The 26,249-nt window shown below is 66.9% G+C and carries 28 protein-coding genes; 10 read left to right on the forward strand and 18 right to left on the reverse strand.

Going from position 1 to position 26,249, the window contains the following annotated elements; translation table 11 throughout:
* The first annotated feature begins 130 nt into the window (after positions 1-130).
* Positions 131-499, forward strand: a complete 369-nt coding sequence (locus OG474_RS22775; RefSeq protein ID WP_405064382.1) for a hypothetical protein — start codon at positions 131-133, stop codon at positions 497-499.
* An 18-nt stretch (positions 500-517) separates the two neighbouring features.
* The gene (locus OG474_RS22780) at positions 518-1,066 is read left to right on the forward strand and encodes a hypothetical protein (RefSeq protein ID WP_405064383.1); all 549 of its coding nucleotides are present in this window, start codon (positions 518-520) and stop codon (positions 1,064-1,066) included.
* On the opposite strand, the gene OG474_RS22785 is transcribed toward OG474_RS22780, so the two are convergent.
* Both OG474_RS22785 and OG474_RS22790 read right to left on the reverse strand, forming a co-directional pair.
* Positions 1,028-1,543, reverse strand: coding sequence for a hypothetical protein (locus OG474_RS22785; RefSeq protein WP_405064384.1), 516 nt, complete (start codon positions 1,541-1,543; stop codon positions 1,028-1,030). The two genes, OG474_RS22780 and OG474_RS22785, sit on opposite strands and share 39 nt — an antisense overlap.
* The gene (locus OG474_RS22790; RefSeq protein ID WP_405064385.1) at positions 1,540-2,040 is read right to left on the reverse strand and encodes a hypothetical protein; all 501 of its coding nucleotides are present in this window, start codon (positions 2,038-2,040) and stop codon (positions 1,540-1,542) included. Before OG474_RS22790 ends, OG474_RS22785 begins: the two co-directional genes overlap by 4 nt.
* A 90-nt stretch (positions 2,041-2,130) precedes the next feature.
* Here OG474_RS22790 and OG474_RS22795 point away from each other — a divergent pair, with 90 nt between their 5' ends.
* Both OG474_RS22795 and OG474_RS22800 read left to right on the forward strand, forming a co-directional pair.
* Positions 2,131-2,601, forward strand: a complete 471-nt coding sequence (locus OG474_RS22795; protein ID WP_405064386.1) for a hypothetical protein — start codon at positions 2,131-2,133, stop codon at positions 2,599-2,601.
* A 108-nt stretch (positions 2,602-2,709) separates the two neighbouring features.
* Positions 2,710-3,870 (forward strand): FAD-dependent monooxygenase, encoded by a 1,161-nt coding sequence (locus OG474_RS22800; RefSeq protein ID WP_405064387.1) that lies wholly within the window; start codon positions 2,710-2,712, stop codon positions 3,868-3,870.
* Here OG474_RS22800 and OG474_RS22805 read toward each other — a convergent pair.
* On the reverse strand, positions 3,860-4,420 hold the full coding sequence (locus OG474_RS22805; RefSeq protein ID WP_405064388.1) for a TetR/AcrR family transcriptional regulator: 561 nt from the start codon (positions 4,418-4,420) through the stop codon (positions 3,860-3,862). The two genes, OG474_RS22800 and OG474_RS22805, sit on opposite strands and share 11 nt — an antisense overlap.
* Before the next feature lie 74 nt (positions 4,421-4,494).
* Between OG474_RS22805 and OG474_RS22810 the strand changes: the two genes are divergently transcribed.
* Both OG474_RS22810 and OG474_RS22815 read left to right on the forward strand, forming a co-directional pair.
* Positions 4,495-5,367 carry an NAD(P)-dependent oxidoreductase gene (locus OG474_RS22810; protein WP_405064389.1) on the forward strand — a complete coding sequence of 291 codons (873 nt, stop codon included), beginning with the start codon at positions 4,495-4,497 and terminating at the stop codon, positions 5,365-5,367.
* Between the two features lie 57 nt (positions 5,368-5,424).
* Entirely contained in the window at positions 5,425-6,153 is a 729-nt protein-coding gene (locus tag OG474_RS22815) for a hypothetical protein (RefSeq protein WP_405064390.1), read from the forward strand.
* A gap of 8 nt (positions 6,154-6,161) precedes the next feature.
* On the opposite strand, the gene OG474_RS22820 is transcribed toward OG474_RS22815, so the two are convergent.
* Positions 6,162-7,169 carry an alpha/beta hydrolase gene (locus OG474_RS22820; protein ID WP_405064391.1) on the reverse strand — a complete coding sequence of 336 codons (1,008 nt, stop codon included), beginning with the start codon at positions 7,167-7,169 and terminating at the stop codon, positions 6,162-6,164.
* Between the two features lie 1,083 nt (positions 7,170-8,252).
* On the opposite strand from OG474_RS22820, the gene OG474_RS22825 reads away from it, so the two are divergent.
* The gene (locus OG474_RS22825) at positions 8,253-8,669 is read left to right on the forward strand and encodes a hypothetical protein (RefSeq protein ID WP_405064392.1); all 417 of its coding nucleotides are present in this window, start codon (positions 8,253-8,255) and stop codon (positions 8,667-8,669) included.
* Here OG474_RS22825 and OG474_RS22830 read toward each other — a convergent pair.
* The 5 genes from OG474_RS22830 to OG474_RS22850 are packed head-to-tail and all read right to left on the reverse strand — an operon-like array spanning position 8,657 to position 13,923.
* Positions 8,657-9,577, reverse strand: a complete 921-nt coding sequence (locus OG474_RS22830) for a phytanoyl-CoA dioxygenase family protein (RefSeq protein WP_405064393.1) — start codon at positions 9,575-9,577, stop codon at positions 8,657-8,659. The genes OG474_RS22825 and OG474_RS22830 overlap by 13 nt on opposite strands.
* A complete protein-coding gene (locus tag OG474_RS22835) occupies positions 9,574-10,851 on the reverse strand; it encodes an ABC transporter substrate-binding protein (RefSeq protein WP_405064394.1) in 1,278 nt (425 codons plus the stop codon). Before OG474_RS22835 ends, OG474_RS22830 begins: the two co-directional genes overlap by 4 nt.
* Before the next feature lie 10 nt (positions 10,852-10,861).
* Positions 10,862-11,674, reverse strand: coding sequence for a carbohydrate ABC transporter permease (locus tag OG474_RS22840; protein ID WP_405064395.1), 813 nt, complete (start codon positions 11,672-11,674; stop codon positions 10,862-10,864).
* A gap of 10 nt (positions 11,675-11,684) precedes the next feature.
* Positions 11,685-12,596 (reverse strand): carbohydrate ABC transporter permease, encoded by a 912-nt coding sequence (locus OG474_RS22845; RefSeq protein WP_405064396.1) that lies wholly within the window; start codon positions 12,594-12,596, stop codon positions 11,685-11,687.
* Positions 12,589-13,923 carry a glycoside hydrolase family 36 protein gene (locus tag OG474_RS22850; protein ID WP_405064397.1) on the reverse strand — a complete coding sequence of 445 codons (1,335 nt, stop codon included), beginning with the start codon at positions 13,921-13,923 and terminating at the stop codon, positions 12,589-12,591. The genes OG474_RS22845 and OG474_RS22850 overlap by 8 nt, the downstream gene beginning before the upstream one ends.
* A 64-nt stretch (positions 13,924-13,987) precedes the next feature.
* Here OG474_RS22850 and OG474_RS22855 point away from each other — a divergent pair, with 64 nt between their 5' ends.
* Entirely contained in the window at positions 13,988-14,905 is a 918-nt protein-coding gene (locus tag OG474_RS22855) for a helix-turn-helix domain-containing protein (RefSeq protein WP_405064398.1), read from the forward strand.
* Here the strand turns inward: OG474_RS22855 and OG474_RS22860 are convergent.
* From OG474_RS22860 to OG474_RS22875, 4 genes are all read right to left on the reverse strand, one after another.
* On the reverse strand, positions 14,877-17,024 hold the full coding sequence (locus tag OG474_RS22860) for a discoidin domain-containing protein (protein ID WP_405064399.1): 2,148 nt from the start codon (positions 17,022-17,024) through the stop codon (positions 14,877-14,879). The two genes, OG474_RS22855 and OG474_RS22860, sit on opposite strands and share 29 nt — an antisense overlap.
* Before the next feature lie 79 nt (positions 17,025-17,103).
* Positions 17,104-17,793 carry an HNH endonuclease family protein gene (locus OG474_RS22865; protein ID WP_405064400.1) on the reverse strand — a complete coding sequence of 230 codons (690 nt, stop codon included), beginning with the start codon at positions 17,791-17,793 and terminating at the stop codon, positions 17,104-17,106.
* Positions 17,794-17,879: 86 nt separating this feature from the next.
* A complete protein-coding gene (locus OG474_RS22870) occupies positions 17,880-18,641 on the reverse strand; it encodes a GntR family transcriptional regulator (protein ID WP_405064401.1) in 762 nt (253 codons plus the stop codon).
* A gap of 25 nt (positions 18,642-18,666) precedes the next feature.
* On the reverse strand, positions 18,667-19,524 hold the full coding sequence (locus tag OG474_RS22875; RefSeq protein WP_405064402.1) for a family 16 glycosylhydrolase: 858 nt from the start codon (positions 19,522-19,524) through the stop codon (positions 18,667-18,669).
* A 179-nt stretch (positions 19,525-19,703) separates the two neighbouring features.
* Here OG474_RS22875 and OG474_RS22880 point away from each other — a divergent pair, with 179 nt between their 5' ends.
* Positions 19,704-20,531 carry a family 16 glycosylhydrolase gene (locus OG474_RS22880; RefSeq protein ID WP_405064403.1) on the forward strand — a complete coding sequence of 276 codons (828 nt, stop codon included), beginning with the start codon at positions 19,704-19,706 and terminating at the stop codon, positions 20,529-20,531.
* A 53-nt stretch (positions 20,532-20,584) separates the two neighbouring features.
* On the opposite strand, the gene OG474_RS22885 is transcribed toward OG474_RS22880, so the two are convergent.
* From OG474_RS22885 to OG474_RS22895, 3 genes are all read right to left on the reverse strand, one after another.
* A complete protein-coding gene (locus OG474_RS22885; protein ID WP_405064404.1) occupies positions 20,585-21,622 on the reverse strand; it encodes a hypothetical protein in 1,038 nt (345 codons plus the stop codon).
* Between the two features lie 103 nt (positions 21,623-21,725).
* Complete coding sequence (locus OG474_RS22890) at positions 21,726-22,370, reverse strand: nitroreductase family protein (protein ID WP_405064405.1); 645 nt, start codon at positions 22,368-22,370, stop codon at positions 21,726-21,728.
* Between the two features lie 39 nt (positions 22,371-22,409).
* Entirely contained in the window at positions 22,410-23,342 is a 933-nt protein-coding gene (locus tag OG474_RS22895) for a glutamate ABC transporter substrate-binding protein (protein ID WP_405064406.1), read from the reverse strand.
* 154 nt (positions 23,343-23,496) lie between these two features.
* Between OG474_RS22895 and OG474_RS22900 the strand changes: the two genes are divergently transcribed.
* On the forward strand, positions 23,497-24,831 hold the full coding sequence (locus tag OG474_RS22900; protein ID WP_405064407.1) for a M1 family metallopeptidase: 1,335 nt from the start codon (positions 23,497-23,499) through the stop codon (positions 24,829-24,831).
* Here the strand turns inward: OG474_RS22900 and OG474_RS22905 are convergent.
* Both OG474_RS22905 and OG474_RS22910 read right to left on the reverse strand, forming a co-directional pair.
* Positions 24,828-25,205 (reverse strand): ASCH domain-containing protein, encoded by a 378-nt coding sequence (locus tag OG474_RS22905; RefSeq protein ID WP_405064408.1) that lies wholly within the window; start codon positions 25,203-25,205, stop codon positions 24,828-24,830. The two genes, OG474_RS22900 and OG474_RS22905, sit on opposite strands and share 4 nt — an antisense overlap.
* Positions 25,205-26,116 (reverse strand): hypothetical protein, encoded by a 912-nt coding sequence (locus tag OG474_RS22910; RefSeq protein WP_405064409.1) that lies wholly within the window; start codon positions 26,114-26,116, stop codon positions 25,205-25,207. Before OG474_RS22910 ends, OG474_RS22905 begins: the two co-directional genes overlap by 1 nt.
* Between the last annotated feature and the right edge of the window lie 133 nt (positions 26,117-26,249).

Genomic DNA, 26,249 nt, shown 5'->3' on the forward strand with positions numbered 1-26,249 from the left:
GCGCCATACCGGCTGTCCACCGAACCGGTATGGCGGCTAGCCGCCATCGCAGACTCCGGCTCGCACCCTGCCGCGGCACGGACTCCTTGAGCAGGCTTGGAGACACCGCCAACCGGAACGGAGCAACACCATGAACAGCTCGTCCCAACGACTCGTCGCAGCCGCCCTGGCAGCACTCGGAGTGGCCAGCGCCATCCCGATTCCACTGGCCGGCCTCGACTTCGCCGGAGTGATCAACATCTTCGGCATCGACGCCGGCGACGTCCCCACCGGTCTGCTGACGCTCGTCACCGCGGGCTCGGTCCTCACGATCGGGGTGCTGATCCTGGCCGCGGTCGCAACGGTGCTCGCGGCAACCGGTTCTTCGGCCGCGCGGCCGCTACTGATCGTCACAGCGGCAGCGGGAATCGTCACGGCACCGGCCGCCTGGCTGCCGACCGGCGTTCTCCTGGGGACCGCCGCCTACCTCGTCGGCCAGCAAACGCCGCACCGCGTCTGATTCTCAAGAGGAGTAACCATGCCTACTGTCACCGCCAATCGAACCGTGTTGTTGCACTCGGCTGTGCCGGCCGTCATCGGGATCGTCGCCGCCGTCATCATCGGTGCCGACGGCGGAATCCCGTCCGCACTGATGATGTGCGCGGCGATCTACCTCGTCGCCGCGGCCGTCGGCCATCCAGCCGCCGCCTGGTGGGGATTCGCCGGGACCCTTCCGCTGATCGCGCTGGGTGACCTCCTCGGCAACGAGTGGGTGTCACTCGGCGCCCTCGGAATCGCCCAGCTGATCATCCTGATGGCAGGTCAGCGCCGCCGAGCCTGGAACCACCGCCACAACCAGCTCCAAGTCGTCGCAGCCGCCGGGTTCGCCGTACTGGCCATCGCCGCTGCCACCGGCGCTCCGACCGCCGCGGCGCTGATCGTCATCGTCGGCCTACTCGCCCACGCCGCCTGGGACCTCGCCTACCACCACGCCGGCACCGTCGTGACGCGCTCGTACGCCGCCTTCTGCGCCGGCTTCGACCTCGCCCTAGCGATCGCTGTGGCTGTCGCTCTCCTCGGCCAGTGACCGGGTGCGCTGTAGCCAGACGGTGAAGACTTCGAGGTCCTTGACGTGTTCACGGGTGATGTCGATGTGCCGGAGCCGTTGGTACGCCTGGATGCGCACGAAGGCCGTGCGGATGCCGAGGGAGCGCAGTACAGGAGGGGTGGGGCGGAGGGTGATGTCCTGGATGTTCGTCCAGGCGAGGTGGTGATCGCCGCGGGTGATCCCTTGCTGAGTGATCGTGAGTTTCGATCGGCCGGTGACGATCCCGTAGTACAGGCCAAGTGCGCGGGCTGCGAAGCTGCCGACGGCCCCCGCGCACAGCATCAAGGCGACCCGGGCAAAGCCTGTCAGCGGATCGTGGCCGCTCGAGATGGCCAGGTAGATCCCCCCGGCGGCGAACAGGACAAGACCGCCCGGGTAGAAGACCCGCGGACCACGGCGGACCGGGACCTCGATCGTTTCGCCGGAATCCAGCCGACGGGACCAGTCGTGGTTCATCGGCCGGCGCTCCTTCGTTCTTCCTCCAGCCTGGCTCGCAACCAGATGGCGAAGGGGCGGAGGTCGTCGACGTAGATGTGGGAGATGGGCAGGCGGCGCGGCTTCTCGTCGTACGGGCGCACGTTGACGTAGGCGAAGAGCCACTTGCCGATGGGGTCGCTGATCGTGTCGACGCGGTCCCAGGGGATTCGCATGCGGCTGCTTGTTCCGTAGTGGACGCCGGCGTGATCGATGCGGAGCAGTGGGCGGCGGGTGATCAGCTGCCAGATCGTGTAGCCGAGGAACCAGGCCAGGAAAGGGAGTCCGATACCTATCAGGACGGTGAGGATGATGGATTCGTCGTCACGCAGGTTGTCGATGAGCTGAAGGCTTGAGTTGGCGACGAGGAACAGGGCCAGAGCCGCTCGCCACCACAAGGGTCGCCGGCGTTGCGGCAACACCACCGCGCCTCGCGTCTCCCATTCCGTCGACCAGTTCGTCGTTTCCAGTTCGGCCACCCCTGACGCCTCCTCGAGTTGTCCGCTTCCGGTACCCGCTGACGGGCCAGGGAAGCAGACAAGGTGAATGACGCTCTATGGTTGGGCCGCATGAGCTACCCGCAGCAGCCGCCGCAGTTCCAGCCGGATCCGTCGCAGCAGTTTCAGGCGCAGCAATTCCAGGCGCCGCAGTCCCAACCGCAGGCTCCGACGGGGTTACTGCAGCTGACCATCCAGGGCAGCGTGATGACGAACAGCCTGATCCCGCCGAAGGTACATCTGAACGGCTACCTCGTTCCGGTCAAGTACGGCCGGAACGACATCCCGGTCTTCGCCGGACCGATGCACGTCGAGATCCACTCCCAGTGGATGATGACCTTCGGCAAGGCCGCGCTCGACTTCACCGTGCAGCCCGGCCAAGCGGTCCCGGTGTTCTACGCGTCGCCGTACCACCAGTTCTCGTCCGCCGGCAGCATCGGCCACACCAAGGTGAAGCGGAAGGGCCTCGGCTTCCTGCTCGGTCTGGTCGGCGGCATCGTCGCCCTGTGCCTGCTCGTCATCATCCTCGCGGCGCTGAACTAGCCCTGGGCCGCTTGGGCCTCACGATCGGGCAGATGGTGCCGGTCCGGGAGTTTGCTGGGCGGTGATTGTGCCAGTGTTGGGGGACACGACTGAAAGTTGCTGGGGGCAATGATGCTGGACGGGCGGTCCGCGGTTGTTGTGGGTGGGGGAATCGGCGGGCTGGCTGCTGCGTTGGCGTTGCGGCGGACGGGCTGGGCGGTCACGGTTCTGGAGCGGGCGCCGCAGATCCGGGAGGTCGGCGCCGGGCTGACGATCATGGAGAACGGGCTGAGCTGCCTGAATCAGCTGGGTGTGGGGGAACGCATCCGGCAGATGAGCGTCTTGCAGCCGCCCGCCATTCGACGGTGGGACGGTCAATGGCTCGTTAGAGCGACCGGAGCTGCGGCGGTGCGCGTCGGGACGGTCGGAATGCATCGGGCGGAGTTGCATCGCATTTTGCTTGAAGCGCTGCCGAGCGAGGTGGTTCGGACTGATGCGACGGTGGTCGGGGTCGCGGATGGCACAGTCCGGTACGCCGACTCCGGCGGCGAAGGTGAGATCGTCGCCGACCTGGTCGTCGCTGCCGACGGGATCCGCAGTACTGTCCGCAATCTGCTCTGGCCGGAGGTCCCAGCGCCGTCGTACGGCGGGTCGACGGTCTGGCGCGCGGTGACCGCGGAACCGTGGACGGGGTCGGATGTTCTGGGGTTCAGTTGGGGGCCCGGAATGGAATTCGGGATGGGCCCGATGGTCGACGGGCGAGCGTATTGGTACCTCGCGGTCAATGCACCGCCTGGCACTCGCCACGACGACCAGCTCGCGGCCGTCCGGGCACTTGTCGGGGACTGGCATGACCCGATCCCCGAGCTGCTTGCGGCTACCGATCCGGAGGCGATTCGCCCCGACGACATCTACCAGTTGGCCACCCATCCGGCGTCGTTCGTCCGCGGCAAGGTTGTGCTGCTGGGCGACGCCGCGCATGCCATGCTGCCCACGCTCGGGCAGGGTGCGGGACAGGCGATGGAGGATGCCGTCGTACTGGCTGCTGAGCTTGCTCGGACCACTTCGATCACCGACGCACTGGCCGCGTACGACCGGGCCCGCCGACCACGCGCTCGGCGGATTGCGAACCTGGCCCGGCTGTCGGGCGCAATGGGTCAGCGGCTGACCAATGGAGCCCTCGTGGGTCTGCGCAACGCCGCCTACCGGGCGCTGCCGCCGGCCATGACTATCGGCACGCTCGGCGTGGTGACCAACTGGCGGGCGCCGGTGTTGGCCGCTAGGGGTTGAGCGCTGGAGAGAGGGTGTCGACGGCTGTGGTGAGCGGGGTCAGGTCTTGGCGGAGGCGCGCGAACATGATGGCGCCTTCGAGGGTGCTGATCATCAGGACCGCGAGGCGGCGGGAGCGGGCGGCTGACATGCCCATCCGGACCAGTTCGTCGGTGACGGCCTGCTCCCAGCGGTCGAGCGCGGCCTGGACCTGAGGGGCGTCCGTCCCGCCTAGGTCGGCGACGGATGCCATCACCGGGCAGCCGCGCTCGTAGCCCCGCTTGGCGAACTCGTCCTGCCACGGCTTGACCATGTGCGCGAACAGGCCGCTCGGCGTCGGGCCGCTGGTGGTCTCCGGGTAGTGGGCGACCCACTGCGCGGCGAAGTCGCCCGCCCACAGCACCGCCTCGCCGACCAGCTGGTCCTTGCCGCCGGGGAAGTAGTGCTGGAACGAGCCACGCGGCGCACCGGCGTGCTCGATGATCTCGCGTACGCCGATACCGGCCGGGCCGCGTGCCCGCACCAGCTGGGCCGCGCTGTAGACCATCCGCTCGCGCGGAGTCCGGTTCATTCGGGAACTCCTTTGGTCATATGACAGCTGTCATAGTACCGTCTTATGACAGTCGTCATAGAACGGAGTCGTCGATGGGTATCGGGTTCCTCGGTCTCGGCGTGATGGGTCAGCCGATGGCACTCAACCTGGCCCGGGCCGGCGCGGAGCTGATCGTCTGGAACCGCTCGCCCGACCGCTGCGACCCGGTCCGCGCGGCGGGCGCGAAGGTCGCGGAGTCTCCGATCGAGGTCCTCCGGCAGGCCGAGGCCGTGCTGGTGATGCTGGCCGACGGCCCGGCGATCGATGCCGTCCTCGGCCGCGGCACCGAGGCCTTTTCAGCGGTCGCGGGCCGGACGATCGTGCACATGGGTACGACGTCGCCCGAGTACTCACGTGGACTCGAGGCCGCGATCCGCGCCGCCGGCGGCAGCTACGTCGAGGCGCCGGTTTCCGGTTCGCGCAAGCCCGCCGAGGCCGGCGAGCTGGTCGCGATGCTGGCCGGCGAGCCCGCGGCCGTGGCGCAGGTCCGCGCGCTGCTCGGCCCGGTCTGCCACCAGACGTTCGACTGCGGCCTGGTGCCGAACGGCCTGCTGACCAAGCTCGCGGTGAACATCTTCCTGATCACGATGGTCACCGGCCTCGCCGAAGCCACCCACTTCGCCGCCGAACACGGCCTCGCCCTCGACCAGTTCGCCGAAGTGCTCGACGCCGGTCCGATGGCGAGCAGCGTGTCCCGCGTGAAGGTGCGCAAACTCGTCACCGGCGACTTCGACGTACAGGCGTCGATCGCGAACGTGCTGGAGAACAACCGCCTGATCGCCGAACAAGCGCGCGCCACCGGCGTCGCCGTACCGCTGCTCGATGTCTGTCACACCCTGTACGGCGAGACGCTGGCGCTCGGCCTCGACGACTCGGACATGGTCGCCGTGGTCCGATCGATCGAACGGCGCACCGCCGCGCGATGACCGGCACCAAGCTGCCATCCCGCTGCGGTGAGCTGGTGGGTTCGGCAGAATTGGTGGGTGATCCCAGCAATCAGCGCGATGGGCGTTACCGGCGTACTGGCTGTGGCTGCGATCGCCGTCGGCGTGATGCTCAGCCTCATCAGCCAGCACCGCTATCAGAAGCGGCTCGAATTGCAGGAGGCGGAGCGGGCGGCTGCGGACTGGACGCGTCCGGAGAACCTGCCCCGGTTGGTGGCCAACGGCCTCGCCCCCGGCTTGCGGGATCGGGAGAAGAACACTCCGCTGCATCTGGCCTACTACTACGAGAGCCAGGAGAGCATCGAGCGGCTGCGGGAGTACGGCGCCGACGAGCACCTGACCAACAAGCTCGGTCTGGTGCCGGCCGAGATGGCCGACCTGCGGCGAGCCGAGGAGCTGGTCCTGAAGGGCGCCAGGCTGCTTAGCGCCTGGGGCGGATGGCTCGAACGTCAAGCGGGCCGACGGGCCTACGACGCGCTGCAAGAGATTCCTCTACGAATCTACGAGCCCGCGCTGGTCCGAGTCCTGCTCGCGCATCGCGGGCTGCGCCAGTTGATCTTCCTGGCGGTCAAACTGGGCCGCCCGTCCATCAGCCGGATGATCGAGATCCTCAAGGCGTACGGCGATCGCACCGTGGCCACCCACTACCTGAACTCAGGCTCCGACGAACTGGCCACGGCCGCGCGCGAGTGGGCCCATCGCCACGGCTACCAGATCCACTACGAAAGCCGAGTCGGCGCGACCCACGTCAGGTGGGGCCAGTTCTGATTCTTCGATCAGCCGCGGGGCAGGTCGAGGGCTTTGAGGAGCATGGGTAGGGAGTCGTGGAGTTCGCGTTGCCAGTAGGACCAGCCGTGGGTTCCGGGGCCGTAGAAGTCGGTGATCAGGTGTCGGGCGCCGGCCTGCTGGAGGGCGGTGGCTAGGGCGTGGTTCTGGCGGTTGAAGTCGGCCTCCAACGCATCGGTCTTGCCGGGCGGATCGAATGGGCCCGCCGTACCGTCACCGCAGGACAGATAGACCGGCATGGACTTCAGGCGCTTGGCCAGGTAGTAGGGGTCGTGCGCAGCCCAGATGCCGCGTTGCGCGACCGGATCGCCCCAGACGCGGAGCGGGTCGTTGCCTTGGCCGGCGAAGAAGCCCATGATCCGTTGCACCGACTCGTCGTTCAGCAGCGGATGCGCCGAGCCGGAGTACGACGCGACCGCGCGGAACATGCCGGGGTGGCGAGCGGCGTACAGGAGTGATCCCTGACCGCCCATCGACAGGCCGGCGACGACCCGCTTCGAACCGGCTCCCCAGTCCCGCTCGAGCAGCTGCCGGAGCTCGGTGGTGTGGAAGGTCTCCCAGGCGGGGTCGCCGCCCGCGCCGTGGTTCCACCAGTCGCTGTACCAGCCGTTCCAACCAGCCTCCGGCATGACCACCAGGACCTTGCGGAGACTGTCGATCTTCGCGATGTCGGTCCCGGACCAGGACGTGTAGTCGCCGCAGCACCCATGCAGCAACCAGAACGTCGGCCAATGCTGCCGCCGGTCATTGGGATTCCACCCGTCCGGCGTCAGCAGCCGCACCTTCACCGTCCGCCCTCCGAGCGCCGACGAGCGCACAGACAGATCCACCAGCCGATCAGCAACCGGCGCGACCGCAACAACCTCCGCGCCCCGAGCCCTGGCCTGCACCGTCTCAGCAGGCCGAACCTCAACCGCAGCCGCCGGAGCAAGCGGCCACAACGCAAGCAGAGCAAGCACGAACGTGACAACCGCACTTCGCACAACAGATCTAGGCACCTTCAACACCTCTCGGGGCGGGCAGCAGGAGCACCCCCAGTATCCCAGCACCCCAGCCCCGCCGCTGGGAACACGAGTCCACCCGCCTAACGTCCGAACGACCGCAGTACCTGGTCTTCGTATCTTCGGACGTTAACCGCAGCGACTGCAGGTTTGCCCGGTTCACGGGGATCTGCTGCCGCTGGATGACAGCAGAACCCCGCAAAGCTGCATCCACGAAGCATTTCGCCTTGCTGGACGGCGGCCGGGCCACCGCGCGCTACGAACCGCTGGCGGAACTCGGTTCTGCTCGTCTTTGTGGAGTCTCGTGGTCACTGGGCGCCCCTGGGGTTCCACAAAGACGCGATTCGCCCGCCTCCGGCGGCCACTGAAGCGCCCAGTACGGCGAGTCTGTGGCTGAGGGGGATGGTGCGGCCGGTGACCGGGGCTCTTCGTCGTCTACGGCTGACGGGCTACGGCTGAGCTACACAAAGGGGCGGCGATGACAGTGGCCGTTGCCTGAGGTGAACAGCGAGCGACCGCCCTGGCGGACATCGGTGGCCAGTGAAGAACCACCGCGGCGGGTCAGCTATCAGGCCTCCTCGCTACCGGCCGCAACCATAGCCCGTCAGCCCGAGACAACGTGCACGTCATCGCCGACCGCACCATCCCCCTCAGCCGTAGCCCACCTCAGCGACCCGTCTCAGTAGATCCGGCCGCAGCGGCGACCAGCCACCGCGGACGCCTCCGGCCGAATCCGAGCGGCGGGACGGGACGAGCACATTCGGGGAGGAGGGGTTCCTGCCCAGACAAAGCCCCCAGCCCACCGCGACCGAACACCGGCAGCAACCTCGCAACCCAACCACTCACCCCTGCCAGCCGGCCGCAGCGGCGAGCAACCACGAACCGACCCCACCGGCCGCATCCGAGCGCACCCCCGCCGTACCGGCTAACCCCCGCAGCACAACGTCCGAAAAAACCGCCAACCACGTACTGCGGAACTTCGGACGTTAGCGTTGAAACAGCCCGAACCGCCTTAACTCACCGGCCTTGGCGGTTGGCTCGTGAAACGATGGGGGTGTGGATCAGCGGCGGAGGCGGGCGGTGGTTGCTGCGTTGGTTGAGCTTGCGGGCAGCGACGACTATCGCGATCGGGCAGACGCGGGCCGTGCGTTGGCGAGCTTCGCCGAGCTGCCTGAGGCGCGGGAGCCGCTGGTTCGACGGGTACTTGATCGCCGCGACACCTTTGTCACCTTGGTGACCGCAGAGGCGTTGCTTCGGCGGAAGGACCTGGTGGGGTTCGCGATTGTGGCTCAGGCGTTGGCTTCGGCGGATGATCAGTACAGCCACTACATCGAACAAGCCGCCGGGACGGTCTTCATGGTGTACGCGTCGGAGCGGGAGCAGGCGATGGAGGCCTGTGATGCTCTCGCCCTCGACGCCGGCGCGCTCGTTCGTGAGGGAGCCGCCGAACTGCGCGAGATGCTCGCCAAGGTCCAGCCGATTCTCTACCCGGCCTGACTGTAGGCGAAGCGGGAGGGTGGGGTCGGTACGTCGTCCAGGCGCGGATCGAAGCGGTCGACGTAGGTGACGCCGGGCGGGACTTCGGTGCTGATTGTTGAGGTCCAGCCTCGGGTCAGGGTGGGGAAGTCGGGCACGTCCGGGTGGTAGTGCGGCTTGCCCGTTCCGAGGGCGTCGACCGCCATCGGCGAGCTGATTGCCTGGTATCTGAAGTCGGCCGACAGCCGCAGCTGGTTGGTCTTGTTCGGCATCGCGCCGTGCACGGTCAGGCTGCTGAACAGCAGCACGTCACCTGGTTGGTACGTCGTGGTCCGCCACTCGGGATGATCCTCATCGGCCTCGGCCCGCATCATGCCCGGTCCGTCGGATGCCTTCACCGGCAGTACGCCGAGCCGCGGCGACCCGGCGAACACCCGAAGCCCACCGATCTCCGGGGGAGCGGCGCTCAAGGGCAACCAGGTCGTCAACGTATCGACGCACCCCTGGATGAACCTGTAGTCCTGATGGATCGGCGTCGGACTCGCCCCCGGCGACGGCGGCGCGATCCGGCAGATATGCGCCGGATGCGCAAAGGCAGGCTCTCCGAGCAACCGCTCCGCCAGCGTCAGCAACTCCGGCCGCACCGCCAGCGCGTGAAACGCCTCCGTGCTCTGGATCGCGGTGTAAGCACCGAAGAATCCCGCCGACCCCTCTTCCACCGCGCGACCCGAGGCGAGCAGGTCATCGGGCGACGACTCGGGCGCCAGCCAGTGGCTGTCAGCGAGAATCTGGGCGATCTGCCCGCGGACGTCATTGATCACCCCCGCCGGCAGCAGCCCGCGAAAGAACAGATACCCCTCGCCGGCCAGGCGCTCGCGTAGTACCGACGAGTCATCGGCGACGGGAGTCGAGTCGAGCAGCTCTTTCATTTCTTGTTCCCGATCTTGTCCAGGGTGGCGGCGACGCCGGCCACGTCGGTCTTGTCCAGGTAGACGTCGTTCATCGCCTTGTTGATCTCGGCAACCTTCGCGGTCCAGCCCTCGGCGATCGGCATGTTCACCGTGCTGCCGGCGGCGGAGTCGACGAACGGCTGCACGTCGATGCCCTTCTTCTTCCAGTACGCCGTGTAGCCCGCGCTCGCACCGTTGAGAGCCGGGATGACGTACCCCGCGTCGCCCATCAGCTTCTGCGCCTTCTCCGAACCGAGGAACGCGATCAGCTTGCCGGCCTCCTCGGGGTGCTTCGTCCTGGCGAACATCACTTCGGCCAGCCCGTTGATCACCACCGTGCGTCCGGACGGTCCGGCCGGCAGGGCGGCGACGCCGATCGGGAACTTCACCTCGGGCAACGCGAACGGCAGCAGCGCGTTGTTGGCCGGGAACATCGCCACCTCGCCGCGGTAGAACATCTCGGTGGCCTGCCCGGTGGGTGGGTTCGTCCGGGTGCCGTCGGGGGAGACGCCCCACTTGAAGATCAGGTCGCGCGCCCATTGCAGTGCCTCGACCGACTTCGGCCCGGCGAAGTCGAAGCTGCCGTACGGCTTGTCCATCGCCTTGCCGCCGTTGGACGCGATCCAGTTCAGCCACTGGGTCTGGCTGTGGTTCCAGGAGCAGAACCCCCACTGCTTGTCGCCGACGGTCAGCTTGCGGGCGATCTCCAGGAAGCTGCCCGAGCCGTCGGGAGCCCAGGTGAGTTGATCGGGCATGGTGATCCCGGCCTTGGCCACCAGCGTCTTGTTGTAGAGCAGGCCGACCACGCCGAGGTCCTTCGGCAGACCGAGCTGCTTGTCCTCGAACTTGTACGACTGGACGACGTTCGGGTGGTACGAGTCGAGCTTGAGCCCGGCCTTGGCGATCAGGTCGTCGAGAGGGGCGAGCACGCCCTTGCCGGCCAGATCGGGGAAGTTCTCGACCGTCAGCCAGAAGACGTCCGGCGCCTTGCCACCGGCCAGTTCAGTGGTGAGCTTGGTCCAGTACTGATCCCACGGCAGCACCTCCATCCGGACAGTGATGTTGGGATTCTCGGCGGTGAACGCGGCGAAGACCGCCTTGTAGCCGACCTCCTGCTGCTCGTCCCACAGCCGATAGACGAGCTCGGTCTTACCGCCGCTGCTTGCCTTGTCGGTCGAAGAGCCGCAGGCGGTCAGACCGGCCAGACCGGCAGCGCCTAACAGAAGGGTCCGTCGTGACAGGGGATGGGACATGGTGAGCCTCCTACTTGAGCCCGGTGACGGCGACCGAGCGAACAATGAAGCGCTGGAAGAAGATGAACAGCACCAGCAGCGGCGCCAGCGCGATCAGGCTGCCGGCCATCACCGCGTTGTAGTCCACGCCGATCTCGCTCTTGAACAAGGCGATTCCGACCGAGAGCAGTCGCTTGTCCTCGCTGCTGGTGATGATCAGCGGCCACAGGAAGCTGTTCCAGTTGGCGACCACGGCCAGCGTGGTGACGGTGACCAGGATCGGCTTGGACAGCGGCAGGACGATCGAGAGCAGCGTCCGCACCCGCCCGGCGCCGTCGATCCGGGCGGCGTCCTCCAGATCCGCCGGGATGGTCCGGAAGAACTGGCGTAACAGGAAGATCGCGTACGGCGTACCGAACATCGTCGGCAGGATCAGCCCGGCCCAGGTGTCCACCAGCCCGAGCTTCTGCATCATCAGGTAGAGCGGGATCATCGTCACCACCGGCGGAACCATCAAGGTCGACAAATAGACCCAGAACAGGGTGTCGCGGCCGGGGAACGACAAGCGTGCGAAGGCATAAGCAGCCAGTACGGCGAACACCAGCTGGCCGACCGTGATGCCCACGGTGACCGCGACCGTGTTGACCAGGTACCCGCCGAACCCCGATCCGAACAGCCGGTCGAAGGCCGCCGTACTCGGTGGCAGCCCGGGCTCCCAAGGCGCCGTACCAAATAGTTGCCCAGGGCCCTTGAATGCCGTCAGGAGGGCGAGGTAGTAGGGGAAGATCGCGAACACGCAGCCGGCCATCAGTACGCCGTACGGCAGGATCCGGTATCTCGACATCGGCACCACCTCAGGAGAAGTCGTACGTCGTGCGACGCTCGAAGTAGACGAACTGGGAGATCGTGACGACCAGGATCACCACGAACAGACCCACGGAGATCGTCGAGGCGTAGCCGAAGTCGAACTTGCGGAACGCCTCGTCGTAGATCAGGTACGTCGCCACCTCGGTGCTGTCGCCGGGGCCGCCTTCGGTCATCACGAAGATCGTGTCGAAGGCCTGGAAGGAGCCGATCACGTTGGTGATCAGCACGAACAGCATGGTTGGCCGGAGCAACGGCAGGGTGACGGCGAAGAAGTGTGCGACCGGCGACGCGCCGTCCAGGGACGATGCCTCGCGCAACGATGCCGGGATGTTCTGCAACCCGGCCAGGAAGAACAGCATGTTGTAGCCGGCGAACTGCCAGATGTGCACGGCCGCGACACTCGGCATCGCCAGCAGGGGCGACGACAGCCAGGCCGGGCCGTCGAGGCCGAAGAGGCCGAGGAACTGGTTCAGGGCACCGCGGCCGGGATCGAAGATCCACGTCCAGACCAGGCCCATCGCGACCGGCGTTGCCATCCACGGGATCACCAGGAGTGCGCGGAAGTACCTCATGCCGCGGAGCTTGCGGTTGACCAGCAGCGCCAAAAGCAGCGACAGGATGGTGGTGCCGGGCACGCAGATCAGGACGTAGTACAGGGTGACGAGGAAGGAGTGCCGGACGTCGGCGTCGCCGAGTAACTCGCGGTAGTTGGCGAGGCCGATGAACTCGGGGGTGGAGAGCAACTTCCAGTCGAAGAGACTGAGCACGATCACGATCAGCACCGGCGCGAGCAGGAAGCCGAGGACACCGACCATGCTCGGCGCGAGCAGCGCGTAGCCGGCCAGCGTCTGTCGCTGCCGCTGGATGCGACGGGTGCGTCGGGGCGCGGGCCTAAGCATCGGGATTCCGCAACGGATGCGGCCGGGGCGAGCTGGGCGTGAGCAACTCCCGGGTGCGGGCGAGGCCCCACCGGTCGAGGTCGCCGATCGGATCGCTGGACATCCGTAGCCCGGGCGCGTTCTCGATGTGCGCGGCCCACGCCTCACGAGCCTGTACGTCGGGTCGCACGATCAGGCAGTCGGAATCGTTGGCCCACCAGCGGCCGTGCAGGAACTCGCGAGCGATCGAGGTGGAACGGGCGCCGCGCTGGCCGGGTTGGGAGATGTCGCCGGATGGCGGGTCGACCAGCGGGTCGGTGTCCGGGGAGATCCGCATGCAGTCCACCAGACCGAGGCTGGGCAGGATCGGGGCGCCGCAGCCGTGCAGGATGCGATTCGGGCCGACCGCTTCCCGGAGGAGGCGCAGGCCGGTGCGGTAGGCGGCGATGCCGTCGAGCTGCTCGTGACGGTCGCCTTCGATGGCGCCGGCGTACAGGAAGTCGAGTTTGAAGTGGTCGTAGCCCTGGCGGCACAGTTCGGTGAAGACGTCGCTAAGGTGTTGGGCCGCGCCCGGGTGGGTGACGTCGAGTACTAGTTGCTCTTGGCCCCAATTGGTGCCGGCGGTGATGCCCGGGACGAGCCACTCGGGGTGCCGGCGGGCGGTCTCGCTCTTGCTGCCGACGAGGAAGGGCGCGACCCAGATACCTGCTCGTCGGCCGCTGGAGCGGATGTCGGAAGCCAGCCGGACGGTCGAGCCGAAGTCCTCGCGAGGGGTCAGCCAGTCGCCGATCTCTGCTTGGTAGCCCTCGTCGAGCAGCACGAGGTCGACGCTGAGATCCTGTTCGTCGAACTGCCGGACCTCGGTCATCACGTCGCGCTCGGTGACCTTGCCCCAGTAGGCGTACCAACTGCACCACGACGGCCCGAACACCCGGACGGCGTGCTCGACGGATCCGCGCGCGAATCCATCGGCCCAGTCGGCCAAGGCCTGATTCGCGTTCGCGTACTCGCCCGAGCTGACCTGCACGTCACCGTCGGCAGACACCATCACGACGCCGCCTCGCACCTCACAGCGGATCGACGGCACCTGATCCGGTGACGAGGCAGCGAACACGGTCACCTCGTTGCCGGTCGTAACAGCCAGCAGACCCTCGCCTTGGAAACCCTCCGCGGTGACGCCGGGCCGGTAGGCCATCACGTGGTGATTGGGGGCGGTCGGGCGCGGCGGTCGCGCGTCCAGCGGGTACCAACCGCTGGGGCTCCAGGACTGCCAGCCGTGTTCGAAGACACGAGTGCCGGCGTCGTGGGCGAGCTCGGTGACGGGGACGAAACCCACGGGGATCCTCACTTCTTTGGGGTACAGGATCTTGCTGCTGTGTGAGTAATCTAGGGATCCGCAGGAGGGAGACACCATGACAGAGCCTGCTGACTTCGAGCACGATCTTGCTACCCAGGTGCTGATCGAGCTCTACAGCGAGATCCCGCCGCCGAGCAAACTGGTGACCGGCCACTTCCACAGTGGCGGCGACTATCGCGTGGTTCGGCCGGCCGGCGTCGGCAGCTGGTACCTGCTCTATACCGCCGGCGGTACCGGTCACTTCCAGATCGCCGGCGACAAGCTGACGCTCCGCCACGGCGACCTCGTGCTCGTCAGCCCCGGCACCGAGCACGACTACGGGACCGTCGGCACCTACTGGGAGACGTGGTGGGCGCACTTCCAGCCGCGCCGCGAATGGCACGCCTGGTGGTCGTTGCCGCAGGCAATGCCTGGCCTGTCCTACGTCCGGCTGACCAGACCGTCGGAGACCGACCGCCTGGTGTCCGCGTTCGCCCGCCTGCATCGCGACGCCCAACTCGCCGGCCTGTCACCCACCGGCGACACCGAGCTGCACCTGCTGGAGAAGAACCTCGCCGTCCAGTTGACGATGAACGGCATCGAAGAGGTGCTGCTGGTCGCCACCAGCAGCCTGCGTCGAGACACTCGCCACCTCGACTCGCGAGTGCAACTGGTGCTGGACGCGGTCACCTCCGACCCCGCCCGCCCGTACACGCTGGCCAATCTTGCCGCCCTCGCGCAGGTGTCGGTCTCGAGACTCGCCCACCTGTTCAAGGACCAGGTGGGCGACTCGATCATGAACGTCGTCGTCGGGCTCCGGCTCCAGCGTGCCTCCGAGTTACTCGGCGCGACCGACATGTCCGTCGTACAGATTGCTCGTGCGGTTGGGTTCGAGTCACCGCACTACTTCAGTCGGCAGTTCGGTCAGCGCTTCGGCCTGCCGCCGACGAAGTACCGCGAGAAGGTCAGGAGCCCGGAGCCAGAGCAATATTGAGTTCGGTCGCCGCCGCATAGTCCGCGCCGCCTGCGAGGCCGATCAGCCGGACGTAGCGTGCCGCCGTACCGGCTTGGAAGCGGGCGATCTTCGCCTGCACGGTGTCGTCCCAGTTGCCGGTGGCCACCGATTGGAAGTTGTTGCCGTCAGCACTTATCTGTACGTCGTACCGGGAGATGCGGCCGTTCGGGGAGATGTCCTGGCGCGGGGTGTAGACGAGTGCCTCGATCGAACGGCTCTGGCCGAGATCGAGAGTGATGTACTGCGGCAGCGGCGCGTGCGGGCTCCAGTTGGAATGCCACATCGTCGTACAGCTGCCGTCGAGCGCCGCCGCAGGATTGTTGGTTGCCGATCCCTGGCTGGTCGCCGTGGCCTGCATCTCCTTCTGGGGCAGCAGATTCAGCGGTCCGAACGGTCCGTCCACCGGAGCGGGCGTGCCCGGGATCGCCGTCACTCGGCCAACTGCGGGCGCCTTGATCGAGTGCTTAGTCCGCAGATAGTTCAGGAACACTTCCTGGCCCATGCGCGGCGCCCGGGTCAGCTGCGTGTACTGCTGGAACCCCGGATAGCCGTACTCCGCGCCGTGCAACGGCATCGCCGCGCTGGTCGCCACCCGGTACGTCCTGCCGAGCTCCAGTCGCTTACCGCGGATCAGCACCTTCGTCGGGTCGATGCGGCCACCCACTGGCTTGCCGAGATCGTAGGAGTAGCGAACCTGATCGGAGACCGCGAGCGAGGACAACCGCGAGCACCCGTACGCCGACGGAATCCACTGCTGTTCGAGGATCTGCTCGATGGCCGATCCCTTGAGTGCCAGAGTCGTGATCGGCGAGATCCCGGCCACCGGCCAGGCATCGCCGAAGGAGACCGTCCCGGCCTTGAGACCGGCCGCGATCACATCGACACCCAGGTCGGCCGGCACCAACGCGAAGTCCGCGCGGCCCTCCGATTGGTAGAGGTCCGCGACCAGATTTCCGGTCCGGCTCTCGGCGGTCCTGGAGAAGTCGAGATCGCGATCGAGCTTGGCCAGCGGCTGCCGCTGCCGGACTGCCCACTTGTCCATCCAGTACTTCACGATCTTCTGGACCGCCGGGTCAGGCGTGAGGTCCTTGGTGACCGCGTGATTCGTGGCGGTCGTCGCCGAGCGGATCACCTCGCCATTCGCGGGATCGAGCGACAGGTTGACCTCGCCGAGCACCCGCCCGTGATTGGAGGCCTCGAGCACCGGCCGCGGTACGCCGTTCGGATCCGGAATCATGCAGTTGAACGCGGTGTGCCAGTGCCCGCCGAGGATCACGTCGATGTCGGGAGACATCGTCCGGGCGGCGTCGAAGATCGGGCCGACCGGGTTCTTGCAGTCGTTGAACAGTCCGCCCTGCTGGCCGCCTTCGTGCATGCTGACCACGATCGCGTTCACACCCTGCGACTTGAGCTCGGCCGCCGCGCGGTTGGCAGCGTCGACCAGCCCCTGGAACACCAGCCCCGACTGTGCGATCGACAACGTCTCGGTCGGCGTACCGGGGAATCCGAGTCCGATGAACCCGATGCGCGCCGTCCCTGTGCGTGCGATCCAGTACGGCGGGAGCACCGGCCGCTGCGTTTTGGCGGCGACGATGTTGGCCGCGTGGTACGAGTAGTCGGTGCCGTGGAACGCGCGGCCGCGGGAGTCGGTGAAGCAGGTGTCGAAGCCCGCCTTGCCGTAGCAGGCCCCCGACATCATCCGCTGCAGGAACGGCAGCTCGCGATCGAACTCGTGGTTTCCGGCGACATCGAAATCGAGCCCGAACTCGTTCAGGACCTCGATCGTCGGCTCGTTCGCGAACCCCTGCGTGTAGTCCGGCCAGCCGCTGAACTGGTCACCGGACCCGATCAGGAAGCTGTTCAGCTTCCCGGCACGCAGCTTGTCGAGATGCGCCTTCAGGTACGCCGCGCCGCCGACGGGGAGGGTGCCGGCCGGGCCGGCGATGGTCAGGTTCTCGGTCTCGGACAGGTAGCCGTGCAGGTCGGTGAGGCTGAGTACCTGCACCGGAATGGGCGCGGCAGCCGCTTGAGTTGGTACGGCGAGCGAGGCGGTCAGCAGGGTGGTCGCCAGGGCGATGACGGCGCTGAGTCTGAACATGACTGCAACCTAACGACGCGACGCGAACAGCCGACATCGCCAAGATTGCTGACTTCCTGCAGGATCCGGCTGTGGCTCGCTAGGGGCAGAGGCGGGTGATGGCCTTGACGGAATCCCGGTCGGCGGTGGTGATGGGCAAGGACCACTTGCTGGCGACCTGCAGGTAGCGCAGCGCGTACGTGCAGCGGTAGTTGCGGTTGATCGGCAACCACTCGCCGGGGCCGGAGTCACCTTTCGATGCGTTGGCCGGTCCGTCGACGGCGATCAGGTTCATGGCCTCGTCGTTGGCGAAGTCGACGCGGCGCTGCTTCGGCCAGCTAGCGGCGCCCATGTCCCAGGCGCGCGACAGCGGATAGATGTGGTCGATCTGAATCTCGGACGCGGCCGCCTTGCGGAACTCGAGCTGCTTGCCGGTGTACGGGTCGACGACCAGGGTGCCGGCGATCACGACGCACCGGGACTTACCGCGGTACGTCGGCGCCTTCAACTGTGCCGCGAGTACGTCGTTCCGGGTATCGCACCCGTTGTGACCGCCGACGCCGGCATGGTCGTCCGTCCATGCGCGGCCGAACTGATCCCGCCGATACCCGGCCACCTCGCGACGCTCTCCCAGCACGCGCACCTTTCCCAGCGCGGCCGTAATCGCCTTCCCTGTCCCGGGCGAAGCGCTCGGCGTACTGGGCGTCGCCCCCGGATCCGCCTCGGCCAAGGTGCATCCCGCGAGTACAGCAGGAACCAGACAAACAACAGCGAACAAGCGGCGAGTCACCGGCCGGACAGTACCCGCTCACGCCGCCCGCACCTCCGAGGATCGCCGGGTGATCCAACACTGTCGGCCGTTGGGCAGAAGGAGGGCTAGGTGCGGGGCCTGGGGGCTAGTTCGGTGTGTTGGGCGGCGTCGGTCAGGGTTAGGTGGGAGGTGACGCGGTAGCGGTCTCCTCGGTACGACGCGTGCGTGTACTCGAAGAGTCGGCCGTGCTGGTCGCGGGTCAGGCGGTCGAGGGTGAGGATGGGTGCGCCTTCGGTCAGGCCGAGGAGTGCGGCTTCGGTGGCGTCGGCGGCCGCGGCTTCGTGGGTTTGTTCGGCGTCGGTCGGGATCACGTCGTACCGGTCGCGGAGGAGGGCGTAGAAGGAGCCTTCCTCGAGGGCGGTGACGTCGAGGGCGGGGACGAGTTCGTCGAGGACGTGGATGGTCTCGAGGGACATCGGTTCGCCGTCGACGAGACGTTGGCGGGCAATGCGCAGTACGGCGGTGCCCGGCTCGATTCGTAGCCGGCTGCCGATCGCCATCCCGGCGGGGATGACGGAGTGGCTGAGGATGCGGCTGGTCCAGGTGCCGGGGGCCGGGGGATAGGCGGCCCCTCCGGTGCGGGAGGGGCCGCCGACGATCTCCTGCGCGATCTTGGGGGAGCCGACGAACATGCCACGGCCGTGCTGGCGGACCAGCCAGCCGTCGCGGACGAGTTCGTCGACCACTGAGCGCAGGGTGGGACGGGAGATGCCGAGCTCGGCGGACAGCTGGCGCTCGGACGGGATCGCCTGCCCGATCGCCCTGGCTTCGATCAGGCCGATCAGGTGTTCGCGAGCGCTGTCACGCTTTCGCAGACTGGCTGTCACTACTCTCCCTCCCGAGGTGCTGCTGTTAGCTGTAGACGCGAACGTAGTCGACCAGCATCTTCGCGGGGAACTTGGTCGAGGAATTGGGCGGGCCCGGCCAGACACCGCCGACGGCGAGGTTCAGCAACAGGTAGAAGGGGTGGTCGAAGACCCACTTCTTGCCCGCGGGAATGTTGGCCGGGGTGATCCGGAGGTACTCGCGGCCGTCCACCAGCCACTTGATCTCGTTCGGCGCCCAGTCCACCCGGTAGGTGTGGAAGGCATCGGCCCACTTCTGGCCTGCGGGCGCTGACGTCTGGCCGCCCGGCCCGTTCTCCGAGTGGTACCCGGGGCCGTGCACGGTGCCGTAGAGGGTCGACGGCTCGCTACCGATGATCTCCATGATGTCGATCTCGCCGTTGTTCGGCCAGTCGGCGGTGTCGATGTCGTTGCCCATCATCCAGAACGCCGGCCACAGGCCCGCGCCGTCCGGAATCTTGATCCGGGCCTCGTACCGGCCGTAGGCCTGGTCGAACTTGTCCTTGGTGGTGATCCGCCCGGAGGTGATGTCGCAGGTGCCGTACTGGCAGTTCTCCATCCCGGCCAGTTTCTCCTTGCGGGCCTGGATGACAAGATGGCCGGCGCCGTCGGTGGAGACGTTCTGCTTGCGGTTGGTGTAGTACTGCCACTCCTCGTTGCCCCAGTTCGGCTCGCCGCCGACTTCGTAGTTCCACCTGCTCGCGCTGGGCTTGGTTCCGGCCGGATCGTTGAACTCGTCCTGCCAGGTGATGGCCAGGGCTCGCTGCGCGTCGGGCTTCTCGTAGGCGCCGGCCGGCGCGGTGGTCAGGGCGGGTGAAACGACGGCAACCGCGAGCAGCGCGGCCACCAGGCGGGTTCGTCTCATGGCACCTCCGATATCGGGTCAGGATGCCGAGGACCATCGCATACTGGACAAGAAGTGGTCAATGACGCACTGAAATCTCTTCCTGATCGCTCGTGGCAGGTTTGACAACCCTCGCCATCGCAGTCGACACTGGCCATAACCGTGCTGGTAAATAAGTGGTCAAAAGATGAGGTGCTGTCATGAAAGCCACGGCGTTGCTGGCCGTTGTCCTGCTCGCCGCGCTGAGCGCCTGTACGGACACCGGCGACGAGCCGGAGCCGACGGCGACACCGTCCGGTCTGGTCTGGTCGGACGAGTTCGACGGCTCGGGCCCGGTCGACGAGAAGTCCTGGAACGTTGCCACTGGCAACAAGGAGTTCGACGGCTGGGGGAACGAGGAACTGCAGTACTACACCAAGGACAACCTGGCCCGGGATGGTGCGGGACACCTCGCGATCACCGCCGAGCATGCCGATCCCGACGCGGAACTGCCATGCTGGAACGGCAAGAACTGCGCGTACACCTCGGGCCGGATCACCAGCGAGGACAAGGTCTCGATGCAGAACGGGCGCGCCGAGGTGCGGATGAAGGTTCCCGCCGGCGTCGGCCTGTGGCCCGCCTTCTGGATGCTCGGCTCCGGCGCGGAGCAGTGGCCGAACGGCGGCGAGATCGACGTGATGGAGTGGGTCGGAAACGAGACCAGGACGGTCTACGGCACGGTCCACGGCCCCGGCTACTTCGACGACGCCGGCATCCAGGGCGAGATCAACCTCCCGGCCGATCTGAGCGACGACTTCCACGTGTTCGCGGTGCAGAAGAGCCCGCAGCGGATCCAGTGGCAGGTCGACGGCAAGACCTTCTTCGAGATGACTCCCGACAAGCTGCCCGAAGGCAAGAAGTGGGTCTTCGAACGCCCCTTCTACCTCCTCTTCAACCTGGCCGTCGGCGGACCATGGCCGGGCAACCCCACCGCGGCAACCAAGTTCCCCGCGACACTGCTCATCGACTACGCACGCGTCTACAAGTAGCCGCACTGACGGCCGACCATCAGGGGTGGCCGGCCGTCAGCAGTTTGCGGGTGTTACGAGATGCACGACCAGGTCACGGGTCGGGAATGACCCTCGGGGTCTGAGCTGACGCCGGCGGCGGTGTTGTTGTTGGTGACCGCGATGGCAGCGGTGTGGAACGGGGCGGCACCGGGGAGCGCGGGGAGCGCTTGCGCTTGGCCGTCGACCCAGATCACTGCACCGAGGTTGCCCTCGGCACCGACCACTGTCCCGTGATCGTTCACTGCCTGGGCGTCGGTCTGGACACCCGGCAGGGCGTGCGGCCCGCTCGGGTCCCACCTGACCGCGCTTCCCAGGTCTTCGGATCCACCAGCGAGTACGGCGACCCCGGCGATGTAACGGCCCGCCGCGGCGCGTGCCATCGAGTTGGTGCCGGGCTCGGTGCCGGGCAGCGTCGTGAGTCCCTTGCGAACCGAGCCCACGATGGCCTGCTGGCTGAAGGTGCCGTCGACCGTCTCGGTCCACCCGACGACGGTGCCCTGCTCGTTGACGTCGGTGAGGACGGCCGAGCCGGCCATCTCGCCGAGATCCCGGATGGCTCGCGGGGAGCTCGTCGACCAGGCAACGGCATGGCTGGTGTCTCCGTCACCTGCATAGCCGACGATCAGCCCGGCGTTGTTCATCGCGGTCGGTACGGCGTAGACCCCGCCGGGCAGCACCGGCAGTTCGATGACCCTGCCACCGCGCCACAGGATCGCGTGTGCCGGTGTGTCCCCGCCTTCGGTCACGCCGACCACGTCGCCGCGGCTGTTCACGTCCTCCGCGACCGCCTCCACGCCGCCCGGGGCGCTGAGCACGGTCACGGCGCCGTCGTGCCACACCAGCGGACGCGTCTTGCCCTCGGCGTCGATGCCGTAGCCGGCGAACGAGTTGTCGCGGTCGCTGTCGTGCACGTACCCGGCACTGAACCCGGCCGGCAGCGGGAGCTCGTTCACCACCCAGCTACAAGCGGCCGCCTTGTGCGGCTGCACCGCAGCCGAAGCCGGCAACTGCAGCACAGTCGCGGCCAGGCCCACAACCAGGCCGGCAAGCAGCGGCACAGATCTACGCACCGAAAGTTCCATTGGTCCCCACCCTCTTCGACGACGGAATCGTTACTCTAGTCACGACGAGGGCAGTGCGGTGTCCTGTTGCACGTTGTTGCAAACGGATCGGTCACCCGTACATCGGCGTACCCCATTGGCCGCGATGAACGACGGAATTGACGTCGCGCCGTCGCTCAGCCACCGTCGGGTTCTGGGGCTTGACGTCGTCGGCTCGGTAGCCGATCGCGATCGCACCGATTGGGTGATAGTCGTCCGGGATCCCGAACTCCTCGCGGAATCGTTGCACGTGCTCGGCAACATCCGGGTCGGGCTCGTCCTCGCTTGACTTGGGCATGAGCCAGAAGAAGAACGCGCCGAGCCCCTCGTCCACCGCTGACAGCAGCATCAGCATCGCCGCCATACCGGTGTCGATGAACCAGTACGGCGCCGGCCACTTCGCCTCGGCCTGATCCTGCCAGTTCTTGTCCGGCTCGGCGTACCGGTCCAGGTAGCTCGCCTTGTGGGCCAACGGGACCACCACCAGCGGCGCGTTCTTCATCGCGGGGGTGTACGCGGCCTGGTTGGGCACGAACGGCCAGAACCGCTCACGGTCCGCCGCGTCCTGCAGCACCAGGAATCCCCAGCCCTGCGCGAATCCCGCCGACGGTGCCCGCAGCGCGCTGGCGACGATCCGGTCCACCACCTCCGCCGGCAACTCCCTGTCGGCGAACTGCCGAATCATCCGACGACGACGAACCACCTCGCTGAATTCCACCCGGCCACCCTAAGGGTTGGGGGTGGCCGGGTAGGGGGATCAGTACTTCTCGAGCGGCGGCGGGGTGCCCGGGGAGCCGGACTTGCCGAGCGTCTCGTCGTAGATGGCCTTCCAGGTGCCGTCGGTGGCGGACTTCTCCAGGACGGTGTTCACCTGGTCGCGCAGGGCCTTGTCGTCCTTGGGCAGGCCGATGCCGTACTTCTCGGTGCTGAACGGCTTGCCGACGACCCGGAGCTGGTCGGGTGCGGTGGCGGCGTAGCCCTTGAGGATGGCGTCGTCGGTGGTGACGGCGTCGGTCTTGTTGTCGAGCAGCTGGGAGACGCACTCGGAGTAGGTTTTGTACTCGGAGATGTTGCTGGCCTCGGTGAGCTGCTCGTCCTTGACCCGCTGGATCGGGGTGGATCCGGTCGCGGAGCAGACCTTCTTGCCCTTGAGTGCGGTCTTGCCGCCGTCGAGGGAGGTGTCGTCCTTGCGGACCAGGAGGTCTTGTCCGGCGATGAAGTAGGGGCCGGCGAAGGAGACCTGGGTCTTGCGCTTGTCGGTGATCGAGTAGGTACCGACGTAGTAGTCGATCTCGCCACCGGCGATCGCCGTCTCGCGGTTCGCGGACGGGATCTCCTTGTACTGGATCTTGTCCGGGTCGAGGCCGAGACCGGCCGAGACCATGCGGGCGACCTCGATGTCGAAGCCGCAGCGCTTGCCGTCGGCGTCCTTGTAGCCGAGGTTCGGCTGATCGGCCTTGACGCCGACGATCAGGCTGCCGCGGGTCTTGGCCTTGGTGAAGGCCGGGCTGCCGGCGATGTCGACGGCGGACGCGGTGGTGAACTTGTGCAGCGTGCCGCAGGAGTCGGACGCGGCGGGCTTGTCGCCGCCGCCTCCGCCTGAGGCCGCGGGCTCTTCTTTACCGCAGGCAGTCGCAGTCAGCGCGAGCGCCGCGACGCCGAGACCGGCGACGAGGTGACGCATTCTCATGGTGGCATTCCCCTTCAGGTACTGACGTTCGGACTCTTCGTGGTTGATTGAAGAGTGCCGGTGTGGGAGGAAAGTGGACAGGCGTTGACCGCAAGCTGTCATTGGTGCCCCCGTGGGCCACTAGCGTTGGGGCTCCACAAATTTGGGGGTCGCCGTGCGCCGCATTGTTGTTCTCCTGCTTGCTTGCCTCTTGCTGCCGATCGCGCCGAGCTACGCAACGGCGATCGTGGACAAGCCAACCGTGCTTCGCGGACCGGGGCAGGCGAAGTACGACGTCGAGCTGACCGGTGACGCGACCGGGCGGAGCTGGCGCGGGCGCGAACGGATCGCTTTTGCGAACACCACCGGTAAGCCGCTGACCGAGATCTATCTGCGGCTCTGGGGGAATTCCTGGGACGGATGCGAGTCGCCGGTGAAGCTGAGCCGGTTCGAGGGTGGTAGCGCGGGGGCCCTGACGGTCAATTGCACTGCGCTGAACGTCAAGCTGGCGAAGGCAGTTGCTCCGGGCGAGCGTTGGATGGTGGCGTTCGATGTGGTGATGACCGCTCCGGATCGGCTGGAGCGGTTCGGGCGGGTGGGTGCGCACAGCTTCTTCGGCAATGCGTTGCCGGTGCTGGCGGTGCATGACCAGGCCGGCTGGCACCTCGAACCGGATCTCGGGGTGGGGGAGAGCTACTACACGCTGGCCGCCGACTTCGCCGTACGGCTGAAGCACCCTGCAGCGCTGCAGATCCCGGCGACCGGTGTGAGCTCGACTGTCCGCAAGGGAAACACGGTCACGACGACGAGTGTGGCCAAGCAGGTCAGGGACTTCGCGTTCGCGGCCGGACCGTTCCAGCAGTCCGTGGTGACCTCGCCGGGTGGGACGAAGGTGCGCACCTGGTGGACCGGGACGGTGACGCCGGCCGCGGTCGCCGATGCCCGGACGAAGGGCGTCGCGGCGATCGACGACTTCAGCCGGCGCTTCGGGAAATATCCGTACGGCGAGGTCGACCTGGTGCTGAACGACCAGTGGGGCTCCTTCAGCGGGATGGAGTACCCCGGGTTCGTGCTGCTGATCGCACCGCCCGACGAGGAGGGCCCGGTCGTGCACGAACTGGCTCACCAGTGGTGGTACGGCATCGTCGGCAACAACGAGTACGCCGATCCGTGGCTGGACGAGTCCTTCGCGACGTACGCGTCGTACCTGCATTGGGGTGACCCGCAGCCGGACTGCTGGCCCGGCGAGCTCGAGGCCCGCATCACCAACGACATGCCCTTCTGGAAACAGTACGGCCCCGGCTGGAGCCGCTTCGTCTACTCCTACGGCTCCTGCATGCTCCACGACCTAGAACGCTTCATCGGCACCCCCGCCATGGAAAGGTTGATGAGGACCTACGCCAGCACCCACTGGTACGGCGTCTCAACCCCCACCGACTTCAAGTCCGCCGCCGAAGCCGCAACCCCAAAGGACCTAGCCCCCTTCTGGACCTCCCACCAGATGTACTAACCCGACGTTCCGGGAGGCTCGACCAGCTCGATACCGATGGCGACCACGCCGAGCGCTTCCCGTTCCGGCGGGTAGATCTGGCGAATATTCGCGAGCTGCTCCTCCCGGGTGGCGAGCGGATTCACCGAAGCGACGGATTCCGAGTCGAACATCGCGTCGAAGTCGGTGTACCGGGCCACCCGGGTGACGCGCGTCAGTATTTCCTCGCCCTGGCAGCGAAACCGGATCAGGGAGCCTGTCTTGATGTTCTTGCGGCTGGAGTCGTTGACCCGGATCTCGGTGGTCTTACGCCCGCTCGCGATGAGATCGAAGTACCGCTTGTAGATGCCCATTTCGTGCGCGCGGATGGATGGTTCGGTAGGGCGTTCGGTCATCAGCCGGCCCAGCTCCTTGACAGTGAAAGATCGGAAGAAGTGCTTTGGGTCTCCAAGGACTTCCGCCATACCAGCGCATCGACGTAGTTGTCGATGGTCCCGGGCCAGGCGGTAGTGTCGAGCATCCAGGGTTCGACATCGGCGGGAAGAACACCGCGACCGTGCTCACGCAGGAGCGACTTGGACAGCTTCGCACCTGTCGGCGCCAGGACCTGTGGCGTGAACACCCTGATCGGCATCTGCCGCGCAGGAGTTCGAAGGGCCCCAAGGGCGCCGTCGACGAGCTGGCAGCCAAAGGCCCAGTCCCCACCCTTCATCATCACCTGCAGCGTCGATTCATTGCGGCCGCCAGCGCGCTCCTTGACCAGATTGCGGTAGAGGGTGGCGAGGTCGAGGTACGGCTCGTCATCCTCGGGGTCGACGTGTGCCTCGTAGGCTCCGTGGTCGAGGCACACCGCGGTGAAGGTGGCTCCGTCCTCGTCGAGCCGGGCAAGTTTTGTTCGGTCTGCCCGCTTCTGCGCCCAGCCACACTGCGGACACGGGATTCGGACATGGACTGTTCCGTGCGAGGGAGCCAGCCACCATCGGATGTCCTCAAGGTGTTCCAGTGACCGCAGGAACTCTGCCCGGAACGCTGGTGTTGCCTGCTGATCGGTGTAGGTCTCGACAGCGTAGACCGTGTCAGTGGCCTCAGAAACAGAGTCGAAGAACGCCCGATAGTAGGTGTCGATCAGCTCTCCGATCTGATCCTTGCCCAGAGCATGGAAATAGGTCTGCTGGTAGGCGGTGTGCGTCTCGGGGTCGAGAACGAGGTCGTACGGGGCATTGTCCAGGGCACCGAAGCGCACGGTGGTGTCGATCGAGAACTCCCGCCGGGCGAGCTGTGCCAACAGGAACGCCGACGTCTGCACCAGATTCGTTCCCAGATGCGGAGCTCCATTGATCTGGGTGCCGACGACGAATTCGATCCGAGCGGGACGGTTGGCCAGTACTCGTGGTCGGAGCAGGTCGATCGATCGCAGCAGAGAGTTGGCCAGCACGCTG

The organism is Kribbella sp. NBC_01505, from assembly GCF_045040285.1.
GTDB lineage: Bacteria > Actinomycetota > Actinomycetes > Propionibacteriales > Kribbellaceae > Kribbella.

What these genes read in the sequence shown, in the direction of transcription:
- OG474_RS22775 (WP_405064382.1), top strand. Translation starts at nt 131, where the DNA reads ATGAACAGCTCGTCCCAACGACTCGTCGCAGCCGCCCTGGCAGCACTC.
- OG474_RS22780 (WP_405064383.1), top strand. Translation starts at nt 518, where the DNA reads ATGCCTACTGTCACCGCCAATCGAACCGTGTTGTTGCACTCGGCTGTG.
- OG474_RS22785 (WP_405064384.1), bottom strand. Translation starts at nt 1,543, where the DNA reads ATGAACCACGACTGGTCCCGTCGGCTGGATTCCGGCGAAACGATCGAG.
- OG474_RS22795 (WP_405064386.1), top strand. Translation starts at nt 2,131, where the DNA reads ATGAGCTACCCGCAGCAGCCGCCGCAGTTCCAGCCGGATCCGTCGCAG.
- OG474_RS22800 (WP_405064387.1), top strand. Translation starts at nt 2,710, where the DNA reads ATGATGCTGGACGGGCGGTCCGCGGTTGTTGTGGGTGGGGGAATCGGC.
- OG474_RS22805 (WP_405064388.1), bottom strand. Translation starts at nt 4,420, where the DNA reads ATGAACCGGACTCCGCGCGAGCGGATGGTCTACAGCGCGGCCCAGCTG.
- OG474_RS22810 (WP_405064389.1), top strand. Translation starts at nt 4,495, where the DNA reads ATGGGTATCGGGTTCCTCGGTCTCGGCGTGATGGGTCAGCCGATGGCA.
- OG474_RS22830 (WP_405064393.1), bottom strand. Translation starts at nt 9,577, where the DNA reads ATGAAAGAGCTGCTCGACTCGACTCCCGTCGCCGATGACTCGTCGGTA.
- OG474_RS22835 (WP_405064394.1), bottom strand. Translation starts at nt 10,851, where the DNA reads ATGTCCCATCCCCTGTCACGACGGACCCTTCTGTTAGGCGCTGCCGGT.
- OG474_RS22840 (WP_405064395.1), bottom strand. Translation starts at nt 11,674, where the DNA reads ATGTCGAGATACCGGATCCTGCCGTACGGCGTACTGATGGCCGGCTGC.
- OG474_RS22845 (WP_405064396.1), bottom strand. Translation starts at nt 12,596, where the DNA reads ATGCTTAGGCCCGCGCCCCGACGCACCCGTCGCATCCAGCGGCAGCGA.
- OG474_RS22855 (WP_405064398.1), top strand. Translation starts at nt 13,988, where the DNA reads ATGACAGAGCCTGCTGACTTCGAGCACGATCTTGCTACCCAGGTGCTG.
- OG474_RS22860 (WP_405064399.1), bottom strand. Translation starts at nt 17,024, where the DNA reads ATGTTCAGACTCAGCGCCGTCATCGCCCTGGCGACCACCCTGCTGACC.
- OG474_RS22875 (WP_405064402.1), bottom strand. Translation starts at nt 19,524, where the DNA reads ATGAGACGAACCCGCCTGGTGGCCGCGCTGCTCGCGGTTGCCGTCGTT.
- OG474_RS22880 (WP_405064403.1), top strand. Translation starts at nt 19,704, where the DNA reads ATGAAAGCCACGGCGTTGCTGGCCGTTGTCCTGCTCGCCGCGCTGAGC.
- OG474_RS22895 (WP_405064406.1), bottom strand. Translation starts at nt 23,342, where the DNA reads ATGAGAATGCGTCACCTCGTCGCCGGTCTCGGCGTCGCGGCGCTCGCG.
- OG474_RS22905 (WP_405064408.1), bottom strand. Translation starts at nt 25,205, where the DNA reads ATGACCGAACGCCCTACCGAACCATCCATCCGCGCGCACGAAATGGGC.